The sequence below is a fragment of the Rhodococcus sp. MPR-R1B genome, assembly GCF_058793255.1.
The window spans coordinates 48,475-72,014 of sequence record NZ_JBXAFO010000003.1; the positions used below are offsets into that span (position 1 = coordinate 48,475).

Genomic DNA, 23,540 nt, shown 5'->3' on the forward strand with positions numbered 1-23,540 from the left:
TCCCCTACCGATGCTCGTCAGCCACCACGACGAATGGCCGGCTCACCTTGTCGGCGGCCGGCAATTCGTTTGTCAGGTAGATCTAGTTCGGTACCCGCAGTTCACGACGAAGAATCTTGCCGCTCACTGTTTTCGGCAGGTCATTCATGACCTCGACGATGCGTGGATACTTGTATGCTGCAAGCCTTTCCTTGCAGAACTCGACCAGATCCTCGGTGGTCGCCTCGGCACCGTCCTTGAAGGACACGAAGGCCTTCACGGTTTCGCCGCGATACGGATCCATGACACCGACGACAGCAGCCTCTCGTACGGCAGGGTGTTCGTAGAGAACATCTTCCACTTCGCGTGGCCACACTTTGAAGCCCGAGGCATTTATCTGATCCTTCGTCCGGTCGACGATGTAAAACCAACCGTCGCCGTCCATGAATCCGATGTCGCCGGTGTGAAAACGCCCGTCCGGCATGGCATGTGCGGTCTCGTCCGGCTTGTTCCAGTATCCGAGTGCAACCTGGGGACCGGAGACCACGATCTCGCCGTACTCCCCGACCTGTACCGGCTTGTCGTTCTCGTCCACCACCTCGGCGTACGTATTCGATACCGGTACGCCGACAGCAACGGCCCCCGACGCCGGATCTACCGGCGCTTCACGCGAATTCGGCACCACGATTGCCGGGCTGTTCGTCTCGGTCAGCCCGTAGCCGTTGTGAATGTAGTGACCGAACTTCGACCGGAACGCTTCCAACGCCGCGTGCGGGATCGGCGCTCCACCCGAATACACCGATTCGAGACTGCTCAGCGATTCCTTCGACACTGCCGCGCTGTCCGTCCACGCGATGAATACGGTGATCGCTCCGATGATCGCGGTAGCCCGATGCTCCGAAATCGACTCCGCTGCAACGATGGGATGGAATCGGCAGGTCAGAATCGTGGGCGCGCCGGCTAGGAGTGGAGCCGCGACGTGCCCGATCAACCCGGTGATATGGAACAGTGGCGCCACCGCAAACATCGCGCCGCCGGGGCGCAACCCCAGCCAGTCCCGATAGATCTGCGCTGCGAACACGACATTTGCGTGCGAGTTCATCGACCCCTTCGGCGGGCCGGTTGTCCCTGACGTATAGGGAAGGTAGGCAAGGTCTTCCGGGGACAGATCGACCTTCTCGGGCTTCTGCCCTCGATGAGCCTCGATCAATTCCAGTAGATCCGGAAATCCATCGTGCCGAATCCTGGACGCCGAACCGAAGATCCGTTCATCGTCGCGCGACTGAAAATCCAGTTCCGACGTGGTGATCACCCGTCTCACTGCGGTGCCCTCGGACGCAGTCGCCACGGTCTCGGCCGAGGACTCGAGACAGATGACTGCCGCCGCTCCGCTGTCGGCCAGTACGGTGGACAGCTCACGGTCGCGGTACATCGGATTGACCGGAACGACGACGGCACCGAGCTTCCAGACCGCGACTGTCGCGATCACGAACTGCGGAACATTCTGCAGGACAAAGGAAACTCTGTCTGCGAACCCGATTCCATCCTTGGCGAGGGCTACGGCAAGCGCATCCGACATCTCGTCGAGCTCGGCAAAGCTGACGGTCCTGTCGAAGTACCTGATGATCGGGGCAGTGCGATCGCGCTCCAGCGAAGCACGGAACATCGCGAGGGCGTCGACGTGCTCGATGTCTACGTTCGGCGGAGTGTCGGCGTCGTAATTGGCGAGCCAGGGCTTGCTCTCGTACACGTTGGTCATATCTCAGCTCTCGAAGTACCGACGTGGGTTGTCCACCAGCATCGCCTTGACCTGGTCTTCGGTGACACCACGTTCGAGCAGCGCCGGAATGACATCATCACTGATGTGGGTGTAGTTCCAGTTCGGAAGTGCCGCTTCTCTTGCAGCACTGGGGAAGTAGTCGATGAAACACGACGCGTCATGTGCCAGAACCATCTTCTCCGCGTAACCGCGACGGGCCATCTCCACCACGGTGTTGACACGATCCTCGAACGACAGGAACGGTTCGAGACCAAAACGGTCCATCCCCAGTAGCGAACCGGCATCGGCCAGCGCACACAGGTAATCGAGATCGGTGGTGTCGCCGGAGTGACCGATGACCACCTTGGTCAGATCCGCACCCTCTTCGGCCAGAACCTTCTGCGCGACCAGCCCGGATTCAGTGTGCGGGTTGGTGTGCACGGTGATCGGCACTCCCGTTTCCACCTGCGACTGTCCGACCGCGCGCATGACCCGCTCGACGCCGGGGGTAAGGCCCGGCTCCTCGATGGCGCACTTCAGGAAGGAGGCTCGGACACCGGTTCCGGCGATTCCTTCCCTGATGTCCTTGACGAACAGTTCGACCATCGGCTCGGGGCCGTCGAACAGCAATCCCGGTCCGGTGTAATGGAATTGGAAGGGAATGTCGTTGTAGGTGTAGATGCCGGTAGCAACGATGATGTTGAGATCGACCTGCTCGTTGATCCGGACGATTCGCGGAATGTACCGGCCGAGGCCGATCACTGTGGGATCGACGATCGTGCTGATTCCGCGGGACTTCACCTCGGTCAGCTTTGCTACTGCGTCCGCTACCCGCACTTCCTCGTCCCAGGGTTCGGGGTAGTCGGGGTAGTTCTGGCGCAACTCCTCACCCAGAACGAAGACATGCTCGTGCATCAACACCTTTCCCAGATCGGCTGTATCCACCGGCCCACGAACGGTTTGTACTGAACTCATCGATCGAACCCCTGACTGTGATCGCCATCACTAACATGAGACAATGAGCTAGTGTGTCTCACGTGGCCAGGTTCGTCAATAGGCTCGATCCCCCGAGGCTCACCATTTTTCAACGGCCGAAATTGTGCAGTACCGGACAACCGGAGAGAATGTCCCGATGCCTACCGACCTCGAACGCCGACGCGCGATCGACACCGCCGCGAGCATGTACCTCGCGGAGGAACCACTCGACATGTCACTGCTCGCCGAACGTCTCGGCGTAGGCCGCGCGACGCTGTACCGCTGGGTCGGCAACCGCGACGAACTGCTCGGAACAGTGCTGGCCGAGGCCACCGAACGGACATACCGAAAGGCGATGTCACAGGCGTCGGGGAAAGGTCCGGAGTACATTCTCGACGTCTTCGGCCGCGTCATGCGATCGGTGGAATCGTCGACAGAACTGCGCGCGCTGACCAAACGCGAACCGATGGTGTTCATCAAACTCGCGATGATGCCCGGCTCCATCGAATCGATCTCCGCCTCCATCACCGCCGAAATCTTGCAGTCCCAGGTCGACGCCGGCCAGCTGACGATCACGCTCTCGCCGCAAGTACTGGGCGAAGCCCTCGTCCGCATCTGCGACGTACACCTCTACGCCCCCCTGCTCGGCCGAGAAAAGGCCGAGATCGAGACGGCTCTCGACCTGATCGCACTGCTCCTCGGCGTCACCCGCAACTGACACGCTTCGACCGCGTGAACACTACGGCGACACACCGGCCACCCGAGTCCTCAGACGTCTGATGAGTTGTTACTCTTTCGGTACCCACCCGAGAGGCAAGCCGTGTCCGACGACCACACAGGATTCACACTTCGCAGTGGTCCGCTGGTACCGCAACTCGAACAGTTGCTGCGCGGGCGAATCATGCATGGAACGTGGGCGCCGTCCGAGCGCATACCGAGCGAGGCGGCCCTCGCCGTCGAACTCGGCGTCGGGCGTTCCTCGATTCGCGAGGCAATCCGCCTCCTCGCTCGCGACGGACTACTCGAAGTCCGACACGGCGTCGGAACCTTCGTGGCTGCCGCGTCCGAACTCGAGCACGTCGACGAATTCACCAAACTTCTTCGACGCTCGAGGATCCTCGAGGTCTTCGAAGTCCGTCGCGCACTCGAGATCGAGGCCGCCAGACTGGCCGCGGAGCGGGTACAACCCGAGGACCTCGACGGCCTGCGGCGTCGACTGACCATGCGACACAGTCATTTCGAGGGTGATGTCGAGAAGTTCGTCGACGTCGACCTCGACTTCCACACCGAAGTCGTTCGGCTGTCCGGAAACGCAGTTCTGCTCTCGCTTTTCACGTCGGTGCGTCCACTCCTTCGTGAATCCCTCGTCGAGATGATGGCCCACGAGGCCGGCGTCCCCGACACCTCACATGCCCATGATCAGTTGGTCGAGGCCCTTCAAGACGCCGACCCAGAAGCCGCGGTAGCGGCAACTCGAGCAAACATCGACACCGTCCTACGACGACTGCGTGTGCTCGACGCCTAAGAGAGGTTAGTTCTCGTGCAACACCCCACCGGCACAGTTCTGTCTACCGAACACGTGGATCTCGTCCGCGACGGCCGATACTTGTTGAAAGACATCAACATTTCGATCGAACCCGGACAACACTGGGTCCTCCTCGGCGCGAACGGCGCGGGCAAGAGCACGCTTCTGAGCCTGCTCGGAGCAACCGCCTACCCGACTCGCGGTTCCGTTTACGTCCTCGGCCACAAGTTGGGCCGCGTCGACATGAGGGAACTGCGGATGGACATCGGGCACGTGAACCCTCGTCACACGATCGGAATTCCGATCACCGTCCGCAACGTCGTGATCACCGGCCTCACCAACACCACCGAGGTGATGCCGCGCTGGTCACCGACGCCGGAGCAAGAGGCTCACGCCGACGCACTGATCGATCTACTCGGAATGAGTCCGCGTTCGGACGCGCTGTGGCCCAACTTGTCCCAAGGCGAACGGGGACGAGCCCTGATCGCCCGCGCACTCATGGTCGAACCGCGCCTGCTTCTGCTCGACGAACCGGCGACCGGGCTCGATCTTGCTGCACGCGAACAACTCTTGACGGCACTGGACGACCTCCGCAATCAGAACCCGTCACTTGCCAGCATCCTCGTGACGCACCACATCGAGGAGATCCCCAGCACCACCACACATGCTCTTCTGATCAAGGACGGCGTCGTGACCGCCAGCGGCCTCGCCGAGGATGTGATCACCACCCAGAACATCAGCGAGTGCTTCTCGCATCCCATCGAGATCGAGCGTCGTGGTGGTCGGTGGAATGCTCAGTCGCGGCCACGCGAAAGAGTGTGACCGACAGTAGTTTCAGAGACGTCTGGCGCCGGGTCCCTCCCGGCCCAGTTCGTCTCCAGGGTTGAGCAGGTTGCATGTTTTCAGTGACAGACACCCGCAGCCGATACAGCCCGTCAGTTCGTCCTGCATCCGGTTGATGGCCTGCTTGCGATCCTCGAGGCGCTGATTCCACTCCGTGGAAATCTTGCGCCAGTCCTTCTTCGTCGGAGTTCGCCCCTGCGGCAACGATCCGAATACTTCGGCAACTTCGGCCAGGGGTATCCCGAATCTGACTGCCAACTGGATCAGCGACACCCGCCGGATCGAATGCCGCGGGAACTTCCTCATATTTCCTGCCGTCCGCTCCGCAGGAACCAGACCGAGTGTTTCGTAGTAGCGCACAGCCGACACGGCGACGCCGGTGCGCTCCGATACCTCACCGATCGAGAGAAGTTCGTCACTCTTACGGATCATTCTGCCTCCCAATGGCTGCGCGACATTGACCTGAAGCGCACTCGAGATTCTACCTTCGACAACATGCACTCCCCCACCGATGCTCCCGCCGGAACCTGGCGGCAACTCCTGAGCGGTCGATACCTCGGCACCGCTACCGTCCTCGCAGGCGGCGTTGCGCTGTACGCGACCAACGTCTACCTGACGACCAGCCTGCTTCCGACTGCCATCGACGACATCGGCGGTCAGCAGTACTACGCCTGGACCGCGACGGTCTTCCTCATTGCTTCCGTCATCTCTTCGATGTTGGTCACCAACGTCCTCGCCGCCAGGGGACCGCGCGGGGCCTACCTGATCGGCCTCGCGATCTTCGCGCTCGGCACCGTTGTCTGTGCGGTCAGCCCGACGATGGAATTGCTGTTGGTCGGCCGCACGATCCAGGGTTCGGGCGGTGGCCTGCTGGCCGGTCTCGGTTACGCCGTCATCAATGCCGCGCTCCCCAGACATCTGTGGACTCGCGGGGCCGCGCTGGTTTCGGCGATGTGGGGAGTCGGCACCTTCGCCGGCCCTGCAATCGGCGGTGTCTTTGCTCAGTTCGGAGCCTGGCGATGGGCTTTCGGCGTCCTGGTCATCGCGACGATCGCAGTCGCCGCTCTCGTCCCCAGCGCGCTACCGGCACATGAACCGGGCAGCACCACCAGTAGCCCGGTGCCGGTCCTCTCGCTGGCATTGCTGACTGCGGCAGCTTTGCTGGTCAGCGTTGCCGGAATTCTGTCCAACCTCGCCGTGACCGCCGCAATGGTTCTCGCCGCTGTGCTGCTACTGATCGCTTTTGTCGCCGCTGACCGTCGCTCGCGCCACGGCGTACTACCGCCGTCGACGTTCAACGCGTCATCTCTCAAATGGGTGTACCTGACCATCGTCGTCCTCGCCGTCGCGTCGACCGTCGAGACGTTCATTCCACTCTTCGGGCAACGACTTGCCGGCCTGGCGCCTCTCGCGGCCGGATTCCTCGGGGCCGCACTCGCTCTCGGCTGGACTCTCGGCGAAATCCCGAGCGCCTCGGCCACGACCCCTCGTATCGTGCGACGAATCGTTGTCAGCGGTCCGATCCTCGTCGCGATCGGGTTGGGCATCATGGCAGCATTTCTCACCGAACACGCCGGCGCCGGTGCGATGGTCGCGTGGGTGATCGGACTGCTGTTCGCCGGCGTCGGAATCGGCATCGCCTGGCCTCATCTTGCAGTCGGGGCGATGACCTCGGTCACCGATCCCGGAGAAGGTGCGCGTGCCTCGGCTGCCATCAACACCGTTCAGCTGATCGCCAATGCTTTCGGTGCAGCCCTGGCCGGAGTGCTGGTCAACATCGGCGAACCGTCGACGCTTCGTTCTGCGCAATTGCTTCTCTTCACCTTCGCCGCTGTCTCGATCATCGGCATTGCCGTGGCAGCTCGCGCACTTCCGCGAACGCCCGACAAAATCGGCAGCCCCGAAATCGTTCACGACGCTCGCTAAACTGTGAGAAACCCACACGGAGGAGTTGGCCAGTGACAGAACCGGATCCGGGCACAGTGGAAACCGACTTCCCGAAGACGGGAGCTCCCGCACAGCGCGCGCTGATCGCAGCGGGTTACACCCATCTCGCGCAGCTGACGTCCGTGTCCGAGAAGGAACTCGGCGCTTTGCACGGGATGGGACCGAAGGCCTTGAGGATTCTGCGCGAAGCACTCGCCGAACGTGGTCTGAGCTTCGCCGACTGAGCTCTCACATCAGACCAAGCTCGCCCGCACCTGGTTGCCACCTTCGCGCTTCGCTTCGTACATCACCGAGTCCGCGACGCGGAAGAGTTCGGCAAAAGCAGCGTCGACGGACTCACCCGGATTCCGGGGCGCGGTGCGGACCGCCATTCCGATGCTCGCGCTCGTCGGAGGGTCATCGTTCGCTCCGTCCATCGCGGAGCGGATCTGTCCTTCCAGCCTGGAGATCACGCTGACCGGTACCCGTTCGACCACGACGAACTCGTCACCGCCCATACGAGCAGTCAAGGCGGACTGGGTTGTCCACAAACGGATGCGCAGTGCAGTTCGCATGATCGTGCTGTCTCCTACGTCATGGCCGTGAACGTCGTTGATCGTCTTGAAGCGATCGAGGTCGATCACCACTACGAGCAGTGCATCCGCTTCGGTGACCGGAGCGCCCATCAAGTCATTCACCCGACGCGCCAATCCGCGACGGTTGAGCAGTCCGGTCAACGGGTCGATGTCGGAGGTAGTGGCATCCGAACCCAGGACCGCCAGAACAATCTGTGACACAACAGGAATCACGATGATCGTAGCCAGCACAACCGAGATCTTCGCCAGTCCCAAGCCGACGTCCGCTGCTGGCCCGAACAACAAAGTCCACCCCGAAAGCACCGTGACGGTCGAGGCGAAGACCAAGTGACCGACTTGGAGTTTCGGATTGTGGAAGAACGCGATGTAGCCGCCGATCGACGCGAAAACGACGCACGCGATGAGTCGTCCCAGCGGTTCCGAGTCGGTTGCGGCCGCCGCCGCAATCGCGACGTCGGAACCCACGACAAAGGTGTACGACCACAGCGGCGTAGGCGGAAACAGCCACCAGATCAGGGCCGCGCCGAGGCACAGCGCGATGACCGCCAGATTGACCGCTCGCCAGAACGTACCTTGCGGACCGACGTCACTGAATCGCGCCGACAGCAACACCAGCCCCATCCAGAATGCTGTTCCGCCGACCAGCGCCCGGCAGGAAGTCAAGAACCCGCGGTCCTGGAGGTACCTGCTGAAACTGTGGAACTGGTCCGGCAACTGCCACCAGCGCATGACGACGTCGACCAAACCGTTCATCGCCGATCAGCCGATGCAGCTCCGCAACTTTTGGGCGTACTTCGACGAAACGGACTCGCTGATTTCCCCCCGGAGCACACTGGCATATCCGGCAGCATAGTCAGCGGCGACAGACAAAAACCGTTCTGCCGGATTTGAATCGGTCGATCAACTCAAAGCGTCGTAGGCCGCCGATACGTACTGCGCCGATCTCTCGGAACCGAGCAGACCCGGCCCCATCTTGTTCATCACGTACGAGAACGTCATGCGCTTCTCGGTGTCGATGATGATCTGCGAGCCACCCCAACCTCCCCAGAAGCAGATTCGCCCCTCCGGAATGAACGGGACGGACTCGGGCGTCGGCAATCCGAATCCGACGCCGAAGCGGACCGGCACGCCGAGGACGAGGTCGACCCCGTACGACTGCTCCTCGAAGATCTTGTCGATCGTTTCCTCCGACAGCAAGCGAACGTCACCGACCTTGCCACCGCACGCGATCACCGATTGGATCCTTGCGAGTGCCCTCGCATTCGAATGACCGTTGGCCGCACCGATCTCGGCGGCGCGCCACCCGTCGGTCCACGAACCTGTAGCGTCAGCCGGCGGCGCGGTGAATGTCTTCACCATGATGTTGTCCATCCCGAGTGCCGCGATGTCGATCGGCAACGGCGGTGGCGCAATCACATTCGAGACTCGCCCGTATTCCGACTTCGGCAAGCCCAGGCGGAAATCAGCATCGAGCGGGCCGGCGATTTCCTCGTCGATGAAGCTACCGAGGGTTCGTCCGTCGATGCGCCTGACGACCTCGCCGATCAGATGGCCATAGTTGAGGGCGTGGTATCCGGATGCCGTACCCGGTTCCCACCACGGAGCCTGCGTCGCCAACCGGGCGGTGGCATATTCGTCGTCGCAAATGTTCTCGAGGGTGAACGGTTGATCCCACCCCGACACACCCGAGGTGTGCGACAACAGTTGCCGGACCTGAATTCGGTCCTTGCCCGCTGCTGCGAATTCCGGCCAGTACTGCGCGACCGGGGCGTCGAGATCAAGCAACCCGCGGTCGACGAGCATGAGCGCGGCCAGTGCGGTCACGGTCTTGCTGCAGGACCAGACATTGGTAACGGTGTCGCGAGACCAAGGAGCAGTGTGCTCGACGTCGACCCAACCGCCCCACATGTCGACGACGGATTCGCCGTCGATCGTCAGTGCGATCGCTGCCCCGACGTCCTCGCCGGAATCGAGATTGCGTGCCAGCGCCTCCTTCAAGCCAGAGAATCGCTGGTCACATACGCCTTCGATGTTCGCCACTGACAGCCTCCACAGGAATGATGAAACTTGACGTCAACTTCAACTACGTTGAGTATGTGTCCGATTCACCTGTGGTGTCAATCACTTCAAGTGCCAGAGTCGGCTCAGACCAACGGGATTCCCTTGGCGATGCGCCGACGCAGATCCCAGAGATAGAAGTTGTAGGGAAACATCCGCAGAATCTTCGGGCTGAACCGATTGACCAGCGCGGCGACGCGCATGGATCGATCGAAGTTACGCTGCTGACGCACTGACCACGGGAGCCGCATTTCGTCACGAAAGGCTTGGGGCAGGAACCCGGTGGTGACAAATCGGTTGAGCGGACCGACCACGGGATGCAACAACTTCGGAGTGAAGGTCGCCGACGCGATCCCGTAGAGATGCTCACGAATCGTCTCGTCGATCGCCACCTTGTCGAGGTTCTCGTTCCAGTAGACCTCGAACGCATCCCGGTCCGCCGGCCACATGTCGCGTCGCATCTGAAGGGTTGTACCGAACGTGGCGCTGCGCTGATAAAACGCATCCCGGGTTACCGGATCGAGATCCCCGTACAAGATTTTGTAGACGTCCTCGAAGCCTCGGTACAGACAGGCGGCCACCCACAACTGCAGTTCCGGATCGAACGCGTTGTATTCGACTGCACTGTTCTCATCGGAACGAACATGCTTGTGCGAGCCGTTGACTGCGCGTCGGTACAGCTTCTTTTCTTCGTCCGTCGCCAGGCTTGCGACGGCGAGATACGTCAGTGTCGTCCGGGTTCGCTTCACCGGATGCCGATCCAACCGACCCGTCTCGACCTTGCTCTCGTACACGCCGTACCCCACCGCCGGACGCGCGAGCTGCATGATGACATTCGCGCCGGCTGCCAACAACCCGAGACCGGACATCGCCTTTTCGACTTCCGCATCGATGTCGATCGCTTTGGTGTCGACCGCTTCGATACCGCCGACTGCCTCGGTTTCCCCGCGCCCGCCCGTCGAATACCTACTCACCGTCATGGCAGAACCCCTTCGAAGTCATATCTGCGAACGCATGTTCTCAGATGAGTGAAACGCTGAAATGCCGAGATGTCAAGCAATCTCGGGATGCAAAGATGGTCTTCATGAATGACCAACCGCGTTCGTACGGTGGCGTCGACGGCGCGCTCCGCGTAGCCCAACGACGGGAGGCGCTGATCGAGGCCGGTCTGGAACTCATGGGCTCCGCCGAGCCCGAACTGACGGTCCGCGGAGTGTGCAAGAAGGCCGGTGTCGCGGCGCGGTACTTCTACGAGAGCTTCACCGATCGTGATGCTCTGATGTCGGCCGTCTACGACACCGTCATCACGGACATCGCCGTTTCAACCCAGGCTGCAGTGGACGCCGCCGAGACCGAACGCGGCAAGGCGCTCGCCGGAATCGCGAACATCGTCCGCACTATCGCGAACGATCCCCGTCGCGGACGTCTACTGTTCTCCAGCGCCCTGACGAGCCCTGTCCTGGCCGAGAAACGCCAAGCGTCGACGACGATATTCATCGGTCTCCTGGCCGCCAACGCGAAGACCTTCTACCGATTGAACGACAGCGGTCATCTGACCCTGACCGCCACGTTCCTGGTCGGCGGCCTGGCGCAGACCCTCAGTGCATGGCTCGACGGGTACATCGACGTGACGGAAGAAGAACTGGTCGCCGAATGTGCGGCGATCCTGCTCGCACCCGCCCTGCCGCCGTCTTGAGCTCCTGATTCAGTCCCAGATCCCGATGTTGTCGAGGTGAGCGAGAAGTCGAGCAGCGCCGTCGGAGAACTGCAGACTCATCTGCGCGTCCACCTGTTCTCGATCGTGCTTCTCGAACGCCGCGATCAAAGCATCGTGGCTCGATACCGCAAGCTCACCCCAGCCTGGATCCGTCGCGTAGAGACGAGCAGGGGTGTACCGAATCGCGCCGAACAGGAACCATGCCAACTTCGCACCACCCGCAGCGCGATTGATCAGGCGATGGAACTCGAATTCGCACTGCTCGATCGCAGCTGCATCAGAAGCGTCGACCGCCGCTCGCAAATCGGCATTGAGTTCCGTGAGTTCCGCGAGTTGATCAGCGGTGATGCTGTCCATCGCCCGCAACGCCAGCTTGACCGCGATCTGCCCCTGCAACCAGAAGATGTCTTCGATGTCCTGGCGACTGAGGGGCGAGACGAGATAGCCGCGATGCGGAACCAACTCGACCATCCCCTCGCCGCGTAATGCGACGAGGGCTTCTCGCACCGGCGTGACGCTGACCCCGAGGTCGGCCGCGGTTTCGTCCAGCCTGACGAACTCGCCCGGACGGACCGAGCCGGACATGATCAGGTTGCGAACGTGGTTGGCCACGTCCTCCGACAACTGTGGCCGTCTCCTCAGCTCAGATGTCGCTCTCCGAGTGCGTGCAGACGTTGCCACAACCGATCCTCACAGTCCGTACGTTTTGCCGATGATGTCTCGCTGAATCTCGTTGGTACCACCATAAATGGAGGACACAAGAGTCTTTCGCACATGGTGCTCCATGTCGAACTCAGTCGCGTAACCGTACCCACCCATCATCTGCATCCCCTCGAGCGCGACCTTCTTGGCGGTCTCGGTCAGCTTGAGCTTGGCCATCGACGCTTCCCGCGGGAACATCTTGGTCGGGTTGGCGTCGACCATCCTGGCCACGCTGTAGACCAGCAGACGGCCGCATTCGATCTCCGTGGCGAGATCCGCGATCCGATGGCGAAGCGCCTGAAACGATCCGACCGGACGGCCGAACTGCTTACGCGTGGTGACGAATTCGAGGGTGTCGTCGAAAGCGCGCTGCGCGGTCCCGAGCATCATCGCCGCGAGGATGAGGCGTTCGATGTTGAGTCCGGCCATGAGTTGACGCCAGCCGTTGCCGACTTCCCCAACCACCGCGTCCTCGGGCAGGAATGTGTCGGTGAAGTAGAGATCGTTGACCTCCTTGCCGCCCATGGTGTCGATTCCACTGATCTTCAATCCGGAGATGTCGGCCGGGACATGGAACATCGTCAGGCCCTCATGCTTGCCTTCACCTCGGGATGTGCGAGCCACCAGAAGGATGTTCTCGGCGAAGTGCGCGTTGGAGCACCACGTCTTCTGGCCGTTGATCAGCCACCCACCGTCGACCTTCTCGGCGCGGCAACTCAGATTTCCCACGTCGGAGCCCGCTTCGGGTTCGGACATCGAGATCGACTGAGACGCGCCACGGACGATCCCGCCGAGCACTGCCTCCTTCTGGGCCGGACTGCCGAACTTCTCGTATGCAGCCCCGGTGATGACGGTCGGGCCCAGTCCACCGATCGGCGCCATACCCTTGGCGGCTTCCTCCAGGAAGATGCACAGGTCGACCGTGCTTCCGGCGGATCCGCCGTATTCCTCCGGGACAGTCAGCCCGAGCCATCCCAATTCCGCCATCTTCTCGTAGAACGCCTGGTTGTGGTTATGGGCGCCATGATCGGTCAGCAGGTCTCGCTGCTCACGGGTACCACTTTCCTTCTTGCAGAACGACGCTACCGACTTGGCGAAATCAGACTGCTCCTGCGTGAAATCCATGTACATCGAAAACTCCCGAGTGAGATGAGGCTGGAGGCTTGTCGGAGCTCGGCCCGACGCATACTGTGACTACCAGCACAGTAAATCACATCACATATATGTGATGCACCGACATGTGGAGGATCTGAAGAACATGACAGAACAGCTCGGCCGCCAGAGCACGTCCACGTCGACAGATCCGAGATCGGACGATCACACTTTCGCGAGCCTCGACCCTCGCAACGATTCCGTGGTCGCGCAGCACCCCATTGCAGACCAGCGAGAGATCGAGAAAGCGGTCGCCGCAGCACGCACGGCGTCGAAGTGGTGGGATCAACTCGGATTCCAAGGCCGCCGGAAGGTGCTCGGCAATTTCCGCGCCGCGATCGCCACTCACGCCGAATCGATGGCGGCGATCATTTCCGCCGAGACCGGAAAACCCAGCGACGACGCACTACTCGAAGTCATGCTGGCCGTCGAACATCTCGACTGGGCGGCACGCAACGCACAGAAAGTGTTGCGCCGCAGACGCGTCGGTGCAGGACTGATCAGCGCCAACCAGTCTGCATCCGTTGGCTACCGGCCGATGGGCGTCGTCGGCGTGATCGGCCCCTGGAACTATCCGCTGTACACACCGATGGGGTCGATCGGCTACGCACTGGCCGCCGGTAACGCCGTCGTGTTCAAACCGAGCGAACTCTCACCAGGCGTCGGCGTCGAATTGGCCCGGCTGTGGGACATCGCGGCACCCGGACACCCTGTCCTGCAGACCATTACCGGCGACGGCAAAACCGGAGCACTTCTGTGTTCGTCCGGCGTCGACAAGATCGCATTCACCGGTTCGACCGCTACCGCAAAGCGCGTAATGGCCGCCTGTGCGGACACCCTCACTCCCCTGGTCGCCGAATGCGGCGGCAAGGACGCCATGCTGGTGGACTCCGATGCCAACCTCGATGCGGCCGTGAGCTTCGCGGCATTCGGGGCAGTGGGCAACGGCGGACAAACCTGTGCCGGCGTCGAACGAATCTACGTCGCAGCGCCCGTGTACGACGCCTTCCTGTCCAAGCTCACCGCCGCGCTACGAGACGCCCACGCCGGCGCCACCGACAGCTCGACCTACGGGCCGATGACGCTGGGAAAGCAGACTGGGATAGTCCGGGGCCAGATCGAAGACGCTCTCAGTCGCGGCGCGAAAGCTGTACTCGGCGGACTTGATTCGTTCAACGGTCCGTTCATCGATCCGATCATCCTGACGGATGTTCCGGAGGATTCCACGGCGATCACCGAGGAGACGTTCGGCCCGAGCGTCGTGGTGAACAAGGTCTCCGACATGAACGAGGGGATCGAACGCGCCAATGCGTCGAAGTACGGCTTGGGCGCCTCGGTGTTCACCAAGAGTTCGTTGAAGGGCCGAGCGATTGCCGAAAAGCTCGACTGCGGTGTCGTCACGGTTAATTCGGTTCTCGGTTTCGCCGGAATCGCCGCCCTGCCGTTCGGCGGGGTCGGCGATTCCGGATTCGGCCGTATCCACGGAGCCGATGGGCTGCGTGAGTTCAGCAGTGTGAAATCACTGGCCGTTCAGAAGTTCAGCGCTCCACTGGACCTGCTGACCATCGAGCGAAAAGCCAGGGACATGAAGATCTCACGTTGGATGCTGGCGAAACGCCACGCGAAGTCCTGAGAGATCAGGCGATCAGCCGGCGGTGACGAGCACCTGCTCGTCGCTGTCGGCTGCTTCGAGTTCACGAACCAGCGGAAGCACCTTGGCCCCGAAGTATTCGATCTCCTCCTGGAAATGCAGGAATCCGCCGAGAATCAGATCGACACCGCGACGGCGATATTCGACGATCCGATGCGCGATTTGTTCCGGCGTGCCGATCAGTTGCGAGCGGAAACCGTCGTTGTACTGAACCAAGTCCTCGAACGTCGAATCCGCCCACATCCCGTCCTTGGACGCGGTCGATGCGCCGGCCTGTTGGACTGCATTCTTGAATCCCTCGACCGCAGGGCGGTTGGCCTTGGCGATGATCTCGCGCAGTGTGTCCTTTGCTTCCGCCTCGGTGTCGCGGGCGATGATGAATCCGTTGAGCCCGAACTTGACCTCCCGATCGTTCTCACGAGCAACACGGCGAACGTCGACCAACTGTTCGGTGACGCCGTCGTAGTCCTTGCCGTTACTGAAGTACCAATCCGAATACCGGCCCGCGTTCTCACGGGCTGCCGCCGAGTTACCACCTTGGAACAGTTCGGGATTGGGGCGCTCCGGAGTGTTGAGAGGCTTCGGCTTCAACGTGAAGTCGTGGATGCGGTAGAAGTCGCCGCGGAAATCGACGTCGTCCTCCGTCCAGATCTTCCGAAGAACCTGAAGGAACTCGGCGCTACGCCGATAACGCTCGTCGTGCTCGAGCCACGGCTCGCCTAGATGTGTGAACTCGTCCTTGAACCAACCACTGACGACGTTGACGGCAAATCGACCGTTCGACAAGTGATCGGCGGTAGCGCCCAGTTTCGCCAACACGGCCGGCTGCCAGAGTCCCGGATGCACCGCGGCGATCACCTTGAGCTTCTCGGTGGCCAGGAGAAGCGCAAGGCTGAAGCTCGTGGATTCGTGCTGGAATTCGGCCCCGTAGCTCGCCTCGTAACGTACCTGGCTCAGGGCGTACTCGAAGCCGTTGTTCTCGGCGGTCTGTGCCAGCTTCTTGTTGTACTCGTAGTCCCAGCTGGTCCGCTGCTCGATGTCGGAGGTGACCAGACCACCACTGACATTGGGCACCCAGTAGGCGAACTTGATCTCGTCGGCGATACGTTCAGTAGACATGAAACCCAGCAAACATGCAGTTCCCAGTGGTTTCCAGGGTAGCGATCACACAGGTTGTAAGTGTTGGGTGGGTGCTGCGACTGTGAAACGGTGGCAGCATGACTGCTGTGGACATTCAGGAGATCGCGCACCGCATCACCAGCGAGGACGAGGCGCTCTCGGTGGCGTCACAGCTGTCCGACGAGTTCGCGGCAGGTGCCGGAGTCCGCGATGCGCAGCGCCTCCTTCCCCACGACGAGGTTCGCACCCTGGCGCGGTCCGGCTTGCTCGGACTCTCGGTGCCGAAGGAGTTCGGTGGCATCGACGCAAGCACCGAGACGTTGGCCGAGGTCTTCCGCCTACTCGCCGAGGGCGATCCCAGCATCGCGCAGATTCCGCACAGCCACTTCACTTTCCTGGAAGCGCTCCGGTACCAGGGGTCTAACGAGCAGAAGCAGTTCTTCTACGCCGAAGCATTGTCGGGCAAGCAGTTCGCCAACGCCCAGAGCGAGCGCGGCAACAAGACCATCGACATCGACGGCACCACTCTCACCCCCGACGGGGAAGACTTTGTGCTCGAAGGTCGAAAATTCTATTGCACCGGAGCGCTTTTCGCAGATTGGATCGTGGTGCGTGCCGCCAATGCGGATCAATTCACCGAGACCGGCGCACAGGTGAAATCCGCGGTCTACCTACCCCGGAATACTCCCGGACTGTCGATCGTCGACGACTGGGACGGCATGGGACAGAAGACAACTGCAAGCGGAACCGTGACCCTGGGATCCGTTTCGGTGCCGCGGTTCAATGTCGTGCCCTTCACGTCGCTCTTCACTCACCCGACCACCTACGGAGCACAGGCCCAGATCCTGCACGCCGCGATCGACACCGGCATCGCGTCGGCTGCACTGCGTGAATCCGTGAAACTCGCGGCAAAGGCGCGTCCCTTCTTCGAAGCGAAAGTCGATACAGCGGTGGAGGATCCACTGCTCGTTCAACTCGCCGGCGAAGCGGCAATCGAGGTTCGCGCTGCCAGATCCCTCTTGGCGGAAGCAGCGCGATCGATCGACGTGGCGCGTCGTGATCCCACCGAGGACTCCACGGCCCGAGCATCCATCGACGCTGCAACTGCCAAAGTGGTCGGCGCCAGGGCGTCATTGGCGGCCACGAGCACTTTGTTCGAGATCGGTGGCACCAGAAGCGCGGGCGAATCGGCGAACCTCTCCCGATTCTGGCGTGACGCGCGCACGCACACCCTGCACGATCCGACGAGGTGGAAGGTCCAGCACATCGGCCGGTGGACACTGTCCGGGACAATCCCACCGCGGCACGGACTGCTGTGAACACACTCAGTCGGAGTTCATATATCCGCTGATCAAGACTTCCAGTCCTTCCAAGTAGCTCTCAGTCGTCGTCCCTCCAGGCCAGTCCTCGAGCACCTCACTGAGCACCGGCAGTTTCTCGGGCCCGATTTCTCGGATCTTGACCGCGAGAGGTGACACGCTGCCTTCCGGTCGCGTAGTGGTGTCGTAGATGTTGAGCAATGCGCCGAGTGTGTAGTTCCACAGCGCTCGATAGATCAACAGTGCGCGACGAGGTGACATACCGAGTTCGACACACGCGGCCATCGCCCGATCGACCAAGACCACAGCGCCGCTCCCACCACGGCCACCGCGCTGAAGCAACTCGATGATCCAGCGCTCCGACGCCAGCTTTTCGAAGATCGCGGTGAAGATCGTGCGAAGCCGTTCGACCTGATCCTGCGGCAGGACCAGCGCGCCGAGATCTTGTGAGTACACATCGAGCACCGCGCTGATCAGCTGTTCCTTGTCGCCCACGTGCCGGTACAGCGCCATCGGCGTGGTGCCGAGCGACTTCGCCAACGCGCGCATGCTCAACGCGTCGGCGCCGCCGGTCTGAAGCTGCCGTTTCGCCTCGTCGACTATCTGCTCCGACGTGATCGTCGGGGGACGTCCGAGCCGCGGTGATCTCGGTTCCATCTTTTCGGCCATCCGTCGATTGTGCGCGCCCCTGCTACGACGCTCTCGCCCGGGGAACCCCTTGCATCTCAGTCGCCAGCAAGGTAAACCTAACTACTTATGAGAACGCGTATACAAATTAGGTACCTGCAATGACAACAACAACTCGAGCGGTAGCCGCACCGGCTCTGGTCCTCACAGCCGCCGCGGCAGCGCAGTTCCTGGTGGCCTTCGACATGTCGGTCATCAACGTCGCGCTGCCCGACATCCAGGAATCGCTGAACTTTTCCGACGCCGGGTTGTCCTGGGTCGTCAACGCGTACGCCCTCGCCTTCGGCGGACTGCTGCTTCTCGGCGGTCGTCTGTGCGACGTGATGGGCACTCGTCGAGTTCTGGTTTCCGGGCTTCTGCTGTTCGCCCTCGTCAGCATCGTCGGCACCTTCTCCGTGTCCGCCGAAATGCTTGTCGGAGCTCGGGCGCTTCAAGGCGTCGGCGCTGCACTGATCGCGCCGGCCGGGCTCGCCGCCCTCAGTCAGGCCTTTCCCACCGGACGCGCCAGGGCCAAGGCATTCGGCATCGGCGCAATGTCGTCAGCACTGGGCGGCGCACTCGGTGTCGTCCTGAGCGGCATTTTGACCGAAGGGCTCAGTTGGCGATGGGTGATGTTCGCCGGCGCACCAGTGGCCCTGATCGCCGCAGTTGCCGGTGCCCGCGGCCTGCCGGCCGGCCAAGCCGCCAGAGGCGGCTCTCTCGATCTCCCCGGAGCCATCTTGGCGACGGCCGGAATCACCGCCCTTGTCGGCACAGTGATCGCCACGGAATCACATTCCTGGACTTCAGGTTACGTGCTGGGTGGATTCGCGCTCACGATCGCGCTGCTCACTGCTTTCGTTGTGGTCGAAAGCCGCTGCGCCACACCACTGGTACGACTGTCCACCCTGCTTCGACCCCGAATCGGACTGGCCAACGCCATCATGTGCCTGGTGTGCGCGGCACAGTTCAGCGCGTTCTTCTTCGTCTCACTCTTCCTGCAACGCGGGCTGGGCTATTCACCGACCACCACCGGTCTGGCTTTCCTGCCCTTCTGCTTCGGCCTGGTGATCGGCATCCTCGCGTCCACCAAACTCCTTCCGCGCTACGGAGTTCGACCGCTGCTCGTAGTCGGGACAGCAGTCGCCGCAATCGGAACTTTCATGTTTTCGACCATGAACCTCGACAGTCCCTTCTGGGCCGTCATCCTGGTGCCTTCGCTTCTGGCGAGCATCGGCATCGGTCTGTCGTTCATGCCGCTCAGTAACGTCGCCACCGCCGACGCTCCCCCCGAAGAAGTCGGCATGGCATCCGGGCTACTGAGTACATCGCGTCAGATCGGCGGTTCACTCGGACTAGCCGTTCTCGTGAGCGTCGCCGCTTCCTCGACGGCACGTTCGGACAGCGCGCCGACCGAAGCACTGGTTTCCGGATACTCCCAGGCCCTCTTCGTCTGCTCCGGCCTACTGCTGGCCGGTACCCTCCTGTCCTTCTTCTTCCCACGAATGGATCGTTGACCTCAGATGTTCACCACCCGAACCGCATTCGGCATCGTCTCGGCGCTTCTCCTGACCGTCGCCGGCGCAAGCGCGTGCAGCAGCTCCGCCGAGTCCGACACCGCCTCTGCAACTCGCTCCGTCACCCACGAACTCGGCACCGTCGAAGTTCCGGCCTCACCGCAGCGCATTCTCGCGCTCGACGAGTACGCGGGGTTGAGTGCACTCGCACTCGGCGTGAAGCCCACCGTCGTCTACAGCACCCTGCGATCGGACGTCGCCAAGTCGATTCTGCGCGAGCAGGGCGTCGAAGTTCTCGACAAGCCGACTTTCTTCGCCAACCCCGCCGTCGAGGAGATCGCGTCCGTCGAACCCGACGAGATCTTGATGAGCAATGCCGGTCCACTACCGAGCCTGTTCGCGCAGATCAATTCCGTGGCGCCAACCTTGGTCCTCCCGTACTCGGCGCCGTGGCGTGATGTGCTCGAACACGCTGGGGCACAGCTCGATCGAGGCAGCGAAGCTACCGCCATGATCGGAAAGCTGGAATCCGGCCTCGAAGGCGTCAAGTCCGCGGCTGCCGGCCAGAGCCTTGCGATCCTTCTCGGCTACAGCGGAAACCTGTTCACCGTGCCACCGACCACTCCCATCTCCACACTGGTCACCGAGGCCGGATTCACCAGGCCGGCATCGGAAGTCAACGCGACCAACAATCAAGACACCGGCACGATTTCCCCCGTCTCGCCGGAACTCCTACCCGAGCATGCGGCGCAGACCGTCGCCGTACTTTCCGGGCAGCAGTACGACGCATCCATCGTGCGAAACACTCCACTGTTCGACAACCTGACACCCGATCCGGCGCACGCTCTGGACGTCAGCGGTGATCTCTGGTTCGGCAGCCATCCTTTTGCCATCTACTGGATCATCCAGGATCTGGACGGCATCGCACATGGCAAGGGGCAGAACAGTATCGGAACCCTCGACAGCGCCGACGCGCGATGGGCGGCATTCAGCGCGCTCTGACGTCCTGACGGAAGGTCAGCGGAGAAACACCCACCCGGGTGGCGAAGAACTTCGTGAAGTTCGCAGAATCGTCGAACCCCAACTTCGACGCCACCTGGGTGACCGTGTCCGTGCCGAAAGACAGCAGACGTTTCGCTTCGAGAACCACACGCTGATCGATGTACTGCTTTGCCGTCATCCCGGCAGCGGCTCGGGTGGCCCGCAGCACAGTCTTCTCGGAGTACCCGATCTTGTTGGCGTACTCCGAAACCGAACGGACCGTGGCGAAGTCACGTTCGACAACGGCATGAAACCTTTCGAACACGTCATTGTGCGCCAGCACGGAACTCTGTTCCTGTCCACCGAGATGGGTCAGTTTCAACAGAATTGCTGTCAGCGTGTGCCGCAGAATGGCCGCGCGAACGACCGGCGCGGAAGTATCCGGGCAGCCGTAGTTCAGGTTCAGGTGTTTCATACCCGTGCTGATGGTCTCGAGGTTCTCGCCGGACAACTGCCACGCTGCCTGCCGACTGCGGGCGTTCCCGTCCAACAACTGCTGGCTGACGGCATCGAGCGACGAGGGCGTGAACAGAACAACCGTCGCCTCGAAGTCCTGGATTCGCCCCCACTGTTGCACCTGCCCCGGTCTGACCCAGAACACGGTCCCCGGGCTCACCGCGTAGTTCACGAAGTCGATGGTGTGTAGCGCCGAGCCCTCGGTCACCAGCGCGAGCAAGTGAAATTGCGGCCGTTGGGGGCCGACGAACTCTGCGCTTCCCCCGTTGATGCGAATGGTGTCCAGGCTGAGTACTTCGATCTCGGTCGCGTCAGCCACCGACGATGCGTACCCGACGTCCCGGACGGGTACTTGTCTGTTTTTCACTAGTTCGGGACTCATCTTCACCGTGACCGAATACCCGAATGCGACATATCGTCAGGGTATCAATCAGTTCACGCTCGGATAGGAATCTTCCAGTGCAGACATCACGCTCGGAAACAGCAGGCAAGACGCAACTCACCTACGTCTTCGACGCCTATTGCGGGTGGTGTTTCGGCTTCGGCCCTGCGTTGACGGAGTTCGTCCGTCAAAATGCCGATTCCATCGACTTGTCCGTGGTCAGCGGCGGACTGTTCACCGGTGAGCGCGTCGCGCCCATGTCTTCGGCTCCGTACCTGAAATCAGCCAACGCGACCATCGCCGCCCAGACCGGCGCTGTCTTCGGTGACGGATATTCACAACTGGTGACTGATGGGCGGTTCGTCATGGATTCGACGGATGCAGCGATCGGACTCGCCGCACTGCGCTCGCAAGATCCGACACGCGCCCTCGACATCGCGGAGGCCATGCAGATCGCGTTCTACCGAGACGGTCGCAACCTTTCCGATCCCGAGACGTACCGATCCATCGCGGAATCCCTCCAACTCGACCCATCTGCCGCGGTGTCTTCCCTGTTCACCGCCGCCTCGAAGGATGCCGCCCGCGCTGATTTCGTCCGAGCACGCAGGCTCGGCGCCACTTCGTTTCCGACGCTGTTGTTCCACGGGAGCGACGGGTCCGTCGTGAAATTCGGTTCTCCGACCAGTACCGCGGCCGATCTCACCCGCGACCTGAACACGTGCGTGCGGGCGTATGCGGTGGCTTGACCCACCCACCTTGCGAGCGAAAGGTACGCCCGGCGCCTTCAGTACGCCGAACGTACCTTTCGCTCAGCGTGACTTCACCCAAATCACTTCGGCCCCCCTTCTGGTTTGATGAACACCGAACGAATCGCACCAAAGGGGAAACGACAGTGGTTTCAGATCCGATCACGGGCCTGGAGATGGAACTTGCCGACATGTGGCAACGAGGACGCGCCCAGGCGCGCACCTATGCGCGCGCAATTCATCCCAAACTCGATCCGGCGCTCTACCCGGTTCTGGTCATCCTGAACCGTTCGGATGCGGTGCGGATGTCCGACCTGATCTGCACCCTCGATATCGAGAAGTCCACCTTGACCAGGCAAATCGACGCCGCAGCTCGACTCGGCCTGGTGGAACGAATCCCCGATCCCGACGACGCTCGCGCCAAGTTGGTAGCTCTGACCCCTGAGGCGCGAACGAAGCTCACGACCATCCGCAATCACCAGATAGATCGCTGGCGCGCCCGACTCGCGAAATGGGATACGGACGACATCACCACGCTGACAGCGCTGCTTCACCGACTGGGCAGTTCCGAGGACTGACGACAAATTAGTCGTGATGGGCAGCCCACTCGAACAGCCGGACGATTTACGCCGTCACGACAATTCTGCAGCAGCACGCAGGATCAACTGGGTGACCTCGTGCGGGTGGGACGCCAAGGATGCATGGCCTGCGTCGAGTTCCTCGATCTCGCGGGCACCGATACGCTCTGCCATCCATCGCTCGGTTTCCGGCGGAATCATTCGGTCCTGCCCTGAAACCTGATACCAACTGGGCTTCCCACGCCATGCCGGCGGCCCTGACGGGTCCGAGAAGCACTGACCCGCAATGGGTTTCTGCGTCAGCGCCATGACCAATGCTTCCGTGTCGTCGAGATCCTGACTGAAACTCTCCTGAAACTTGTCCGGGGCGATCCACAAGAAGCCCTCGGCGTCCGGCGCGATGTTCGCCGCGCCCGCCGGCTGATCCGTGCGGGCGAAGATACTTCCCAGGCTGTCACCCTCGTCCGGCGCGAAGGCAGCGATATATACCAGTCCCACAACGTTTTCCGCATGACCCGCGCCTGTGATCACCGCGCCGCCGTACGAGTGTCCGACCAGCAGGGTCGGGCCGTCCATCGATTCGGCCAACTTCCTGGTCCGGTCCACGTCGTCGGCGAGCGAAGTAAGCGGATTCTGGACCGGCAACCACTCGATGCCCGGCGTTGTGCAGGGTGGGTATGACGTGACGCCAATGAGAACCGTCTCCCCAGGCTCCATGCACCAGAACGATGTTTACCTTCTCTGTCATGACCAACTCCTCCAGATACGCAGTGCGACGAATACTCCGACGATCGGCAAGCCTTCGAAACCCAGACCTTGCCTGTTACCCACGT

23 protein-coding genes and 1 pseudogene are annotated in these 23,540 nt (G+C 61.8%); 12 read left to right on the plus strand and 12 right to left on the minus strand.

Going from position 1 to position 23,540, the window contains the following annotated elements; all coding sequences use genetic code 11:
* Window positions 1-82: 82 nt before the first annotated feature.
* Both AC1Q61_RS05510 and AC1Q61_RS05515 read right to left on the minus strand, forming a co-directional pair.
* The gene (locus AC1Q61_RS05510; RefSeq protein WP_215516141.1) at window positions 83-1,738 is read right to left on the minus strand and encodes an AMP-binding protein; all 1,656 of its coding nucleotides are present in this window, start codon (window positions 1,736-1,738) and stop codon (window positions 83-85) included.
* 3 nt (window positions 1,739-1,741) lie between these two features.
* Complete coding sequence (locus AC1Q61_RS05515; RefSeq protein WP_030536044.1) at window positions 1,742-2,713, minus strand: phosphotriesterase family protein; 972 nt, start codon at window positions 2,711-2,713, stop codon at window positions 1,742-1,744.
* A gap of 157 nt (window positions 2,714-2,870) precedes the next feature.
* Between AC1Q61_RS05515 and AC1Q61_RS05520 the strand changes: the two genes are divergently transcribed.
* From AC1Q61_RS05520 to AC1Q61_RS05530, 3 genes are all read left to right on the plus strand, one after another.
* Window positions 2,871-3,431, plus strand: coding sequence for a TetR/AcrR family transcriptional regulator (locus AC1Q61_RS05520; protein ID WP_042921628.1), 561 nt, complete (start codon window positions 2,871-2,873; stop codon window positions 3,429-3,431).
* 102 nt (window positions 3,432-3,533) lie between these two features.
* Complete coding sequence (locus AC1Q61_RS05525) at window positions 3,534-4,238, plus strand: FadR/GntR family transcriptional regulator (RefSeq protein WP_003943086.1); 705 nt, start codon at window positions 3,534-3,536, stop codon at window positions 4,236-4,238.
* Between the two features lie 15 nt (window positions 4,239-4,253).
* Window positions 4,254-5,060 carry an ABC transporter ATP-binding protein gene (locus tag AC1Q61_RS05530; protein ID WP_492651190.1) on the plus strand — a complete coding sequence of 269 codons (807 nt, stop codon included), beginning with the start codon at window positions 4,254-4,256 and terminating at the stop codon, window positions 5,058-5,060.
* Window positions 5,061-5,072: 12 nt separating this feature from the next.
* Here AC1Q61_RS05530 and soxR read toward each other — a convergent pair whose 3' ends face one another.
* A complete protein-coding gene (gene soxR, locus AC1Q61_RS05535; protein WP_003943238.1) occupies window positions 5,073-5,513 on the minus strand; it encodes a redox-sensitive transcriptional activator SoxR in 441 nt (146 codons plus the stop codon).
* A gap of 63 nt (window positions 5,514-5,576) precedes the next feature.
* Here soxR and AC1Q61_RS05540 point away from each other — a divergent pair, with 63 nt between their 5' ends.
* Both AC1Q61_RS05540 and AC1Q61_RS05545 read left to right on the plus strand, forming a co-directional pair.
* Window positions 5,577-7,007 (plus strand): MFS transporter, encoded by a 1,431-nt coding sequence (locus AC1Q61_RS05540; RefSeq protein WP_042446339.1) that lies wholly within the window; start codon window positions 5,577-5,579, stop codon window positions 7,005-7,007.
* 32 nt (window positions 7,008-7,039) lie between these two features.
* Window positions 7,040-7,252, plus strand: coding sequence for a helix-hairpin-helix domain-containing protein (locus tag AC1Q61_RS05545; RefSeq protein WP_007730800.1), 213 nt, complete (start codon window positions 7,040-7,042; stop codon window positions 7,250-7,252).
* A 9-nt stretch (window positions 7,253-7,261) separates the two neighbouring features.
* Here the strand turns inward: AC1Q61_RS05545 and AC1Q61_RS05550 are convergent, their stop codons facing one another.
* The 3 genes from AC1Q61_RS05550 to AC1Q61_RS05560 form a co-directional block, all read right to left on the minus strand.
* On the minus strand, window positions 7,262-8,356 hold the full coding sequence (locus tag AC1Q61_RS05550; protein ID WP_042446343.1) for a GGDEF domain-containing protein: 1,095 nt from the start codon (window positions 8,354-8,356) through the stop codon (window positions 7,262-7,264).
* Between the two features lie 147 nt (window positions 8,357-8,503).
* The gene (locus AC1Q61_RS05555; RefSeq protein ID WP_042921573.1) at window positions 8,504-9,643 is read right to left on the minus strand and encodes an EstA family serine hydrolase; all 1,140 of its coding nucleotides are present in this window, start codon (window positions 9,641-9,643) and stop codon (window positions 8,504-8,506) included.
* A 104-nt stretch (window positions 9,644-9,747) separates the two neighbouring features.
* A complete protein-coding gene (locus tag AC1Q61_RS05560) occupies window positions 9,748-10,641 on the minus strand; it encodes an oxygenase MpaB family protein (protein ID WP_371698828.1) in 894 nt (297 codons plus the stop codon).
* Between the two features lie 95 nt (window positions 10,642-10,736).
* On the opposite strand from AC1Q61_RS05560, the gene AC1Q61_RS05565 reads away from it, so the two are divergent.
* Window positions 10,737-11,357 (plus strand): TetR/AcrR family transcriptional regulator, encoded by a 621-nt coding sequence (locus tag AC1Q61_RS05565; RefSeq protein WP_007730794.1) that lies wholly within the window; start codon window positions 10,737-10,739, stop codon window positions 11,355-11,357.
* A 9-nt stretch (window positions 11,358-11,366) separates the two neighbouring features.
* Here the strand turns inward: AC1Q61_RS05565 and AC1Q61_RS05570 are convergent, their stop codons facing one another.
* Both AC1Q61_RS05570 and AC1Q61_RS05575 read right to left on the minus strand, forming a co-directional pair.
* Entirely contained in the window at window positions 11,367-12,059 is a 693-nt protein-coding gene (locus tag AC1Q61_RS05570) for a GntR family transcriptional regulator (RefSeq protein WP_003942905.1), read from the minus strand.
* 9 nt (window positions 12,060-12,068) lie between these two features.
* Complete coding sequence (locus tag AC1Q61_RS05575; protein WP_007730792.1) at window positions 12,069-13,211, minus strand: acyl-CoA dehydrogenase family protein; 1,143 nt, start codon at window positions 13,209-13,211, stop codon at window positions 12,069-12,071.
* Window positions 13,212-13,338: 127 nt separating this feature from the next.
* Here AC1Q61_RS05575 and AC1Q61_RS05580 point away from each other — a divergent pair, with 127 nt between their 5' ends.
* Entirely contained in the window at window positions 13,339-14,865 is a 1,527-nt protein-coding gene (locus AC1Q61_RS05580; RefSeq protein ID WP_215516142.1) for an aldehyde dehydrogenase family protein, read from the plus strand.
* 12 nt (window positions 14,866-14,877) lie between these two features.
* Here AC1Q61_RS05580 and sfnG read toward each other — a convergent pair whose 3' ends face one another.
* Window positions 14,878-16,002: a dimethylsulfone monooxygenase SfnG gene (gene sfnG / locus AC1Q61_RS05585; RefSeq protein WP_007730790.1), complete on the minus strand. Its 1,125-nt coding sequence runs from the start codon at window positions 16,000-16,002 to the stop codon at window positions 14,878-14,880.
* Window positions 16,003-16,100: 98 nt separating this feature from the next.
* On the opposite strand from sfnG, the gene AC1Q61_RS05590 reads away from it, so the two are divergent.
* Window positions 16,101-17,321: an SfnB family sulfur acquisition oxidoreductase gene (locus AC1Q61_RS05590; RefSeq protein ID WP_492651189.1), complete on the plus strand. Its 1,221-nt coding sequence runs from the start codon at window positions 16,101-16,103 to the stop codon at window positions 17,319-17,321.
* Window positions 17,322-17,327: 6 nt separating this feature from the next.
* Here the strand turns inward: AC1Q61_RS05590 and AC1Q61_RS05595 are convergent, their stop codons facing one another.
* Window positions 17,328-17,990: a TetR/AcrR family transcriptional regulator gene (locus tag AC1Q61_RS05595; RefSeq protein ID WP_007730788.1), complete on the minus strand. Its 663-nt coding sequence runs from the start codon at window positions 17,988-17,990 to the stop codon at window positions 17,328-17,330.
* Window positions 17,991-18,109: 119 nt separating this feature from the next.
* Here AC1Q61_RS05595 and AC1Q61_RS05600 point away from each other — a divergent pair, with 119 nt between their 5' ends.
* Both AC1Q61_RS05600 and AC1Q61_RS05605 read left to right on the plus strand, forming a co-directional pair.
* Window positions 18,110-19,504, plus strand: a complete 1,395-nt coding sequence (locus tag AC1Q61_RS05600; RefSeq protein ID WP_003942889.1) for an MFS transporter — start codon at window positions 18,110-18,112, stop codon at window positions 19,502-19,504.
* A gap of 6 nt (window positions 19,505-19,510) precedes the next feature.
* Window positions 19,511-20,506, plus strand: a complete 996-nt coding sequence (locus AC1Q61_RS05605; RefSeq protein ID WP_007730787.1) for an ABC transporter substrate-binding protein — start codon at window positions 19,511-19,513, stop codon at window positions 20,504-20,506.
* On the opposite strand, the gene AC1Q61_RS05610 is transcribed toward AC1Q61_RS05605, so the two are convergent.
* Entirely contained in the window at window positions 20,493-21,320 is an 828-nt protein-coding gene (locus tag AC1Q61_RS05610; RefSeq protein ID WP_030536057.1) for a helix-turn-helix domain-containing protein, read from the minus strand. The genes AC1Q61_RS05605 and AC1Q61_RS05610 overlap by 14 nt on opposite strands.
* Before the next feature lie 140 nt (window positions 21,321-21,460).
* Here AC1Q61_RS05610 and AC1Q61_RS05615 point away from each other — a divergent pair, with 140 nt between their 5' ends.
* The gene (locus AC1Q61_RS05615) at window positions 21,461-22,129 is read left to right on the plus strand and encodes a DsbA family protein (protein ID WP_492651188.1); all 669 of its coding nucleotides are present in this window, start codon (window positions 21,461-21,463) and stop codon (window positions 22,127-22,129) included.
* A 146-nt stretch (window positions 22,130-22,275) separates the two neighbouring features.
* Window positions 22,276-22,707 (plus strand): MarR family winged helix-turn-helix transcriptional regulator, encoded by a 432-nt coding sequence (locus AC1Q61_RS05620; protein ID WP_003942924.1) that lies wholly within the window; start codon window positions 22,276-22,278, stop codon window positions 22,705-22,707.
* 54 nt (window positions 22,708-22,761) lie between these two features.
* Here AC1Q61_RS05620 and AC1Q61_RS05625 read toward each other — a convergent pair.
* A pseudogene (locus AC1Q61_RS05625) lies at window positions 22,762-23,455 on the minus strand (alpha/beta hydrolase).
* Window positions 23,456-23,540: the final 85 nt, after the last annotated feature.

Coding starts and splice junctions, on each gene's coding strand:
- AC1Q61_RS05510 (WP_215516141.1), bottom strand. CDS start 1,738: ATGACCAACGTGTACGAGAGCAAGCCCTGGCTCGCCAATTACGACGCC.
- AC1Q61_RS05515 (WP_030536044.1), bottom strand. CDS start 2,713: ATGAGTTCAGTACAAACCGTTCGTGGGCCGGTGGATACAGCCGATCTG.
- AC1Q61_RS05520 (WP_042921628.1), top strand. CDS start 2,871: ATGCCTACCGACCTCGAACGCCGACGCGCGATCGACACCGCCGCGAGC.
- soxR (WP_003943238.1), bottom strand. CDS start 5,513: ATGATCCGTAAGAGTGACGAACTTCTCTCGATCGGTGAGGTATCGGAG.
- AC1Q61_RS05540 (WP_042446339.1), top strand. CDS start 5,577: ATGCACTCCCCCACCGATGCTCCCGCCGGAACCTGGCGGCAACTCCTG.
- AC1Q61_RS05550 (WP_042446343.1), bottom strand. CDS start 8,356: ATGAACGGTTTGGTCGACGTCGTCATGCGCTGGTGGCAGTTGCCGGAC.
- AC1Q61_RS05560 (WP_371698828.1), bottom strand. CDS start 10,641: ATGACGGTGAGTAGGTATTCGACGGGCGGGCGCGGGGAAACCGAGGCA.
- AC1Q61_RS05565 (WP_007730794.1), top strand. CDS start 10,737: ATGGTCTTCATGAATGACCAACCGCGTTCGTACGGTGGCGTCGACGGC.
- AC1Q61_RS05575 (WP_007730792.1), bottom strand. CDS start 13,211: ATGTACATGGATTTCACGCAGGAGCAGTCTGATTTCGCCAAGTCGGTA.
- AC1Q61_RS05580 (WP_215516142.1), top strand. CDS start 13,339: ATGACAGAACAGCTCGGCCGCCAGAGCACGTCCACGTCGACAGATCCG.
- sfnG (WP_007730790.1), bottom strand. CDS start 16,002: ATGTCTACTGAACGTATCGCCGACGAGATCAAGTTCGCCTACTGGGTG.
- AC1Q61_RS05590 (WP_492651189.1), top strand. CDS start 16,101: ATGACTGCTGTGGACATTCAGGAGATCGCGCACCGCATCACCAGCGAG.
- AC1Q61_RS05595 (WP_007730788.1), bottom strand. CDS start 17,990: ATGGCCGAAAAGATGGAACCGAGATCACCGCGGCTCGGACGTCCCCCG.
- AC1Q61_RS05600 (WP_003942889.1), top strand. CDS start 18,110: ATGACAACAACAACTCGAGCGGTAGCCGCACCGGCTCTGGTCCTCACA.
- AC1Q61_RS05605 (WP_007730787.1), top strand. CDS start 19,511: ATGTTCACCACCCGAACCGCATTCGGCATCGTCTCGGCGCTTCTCCTG.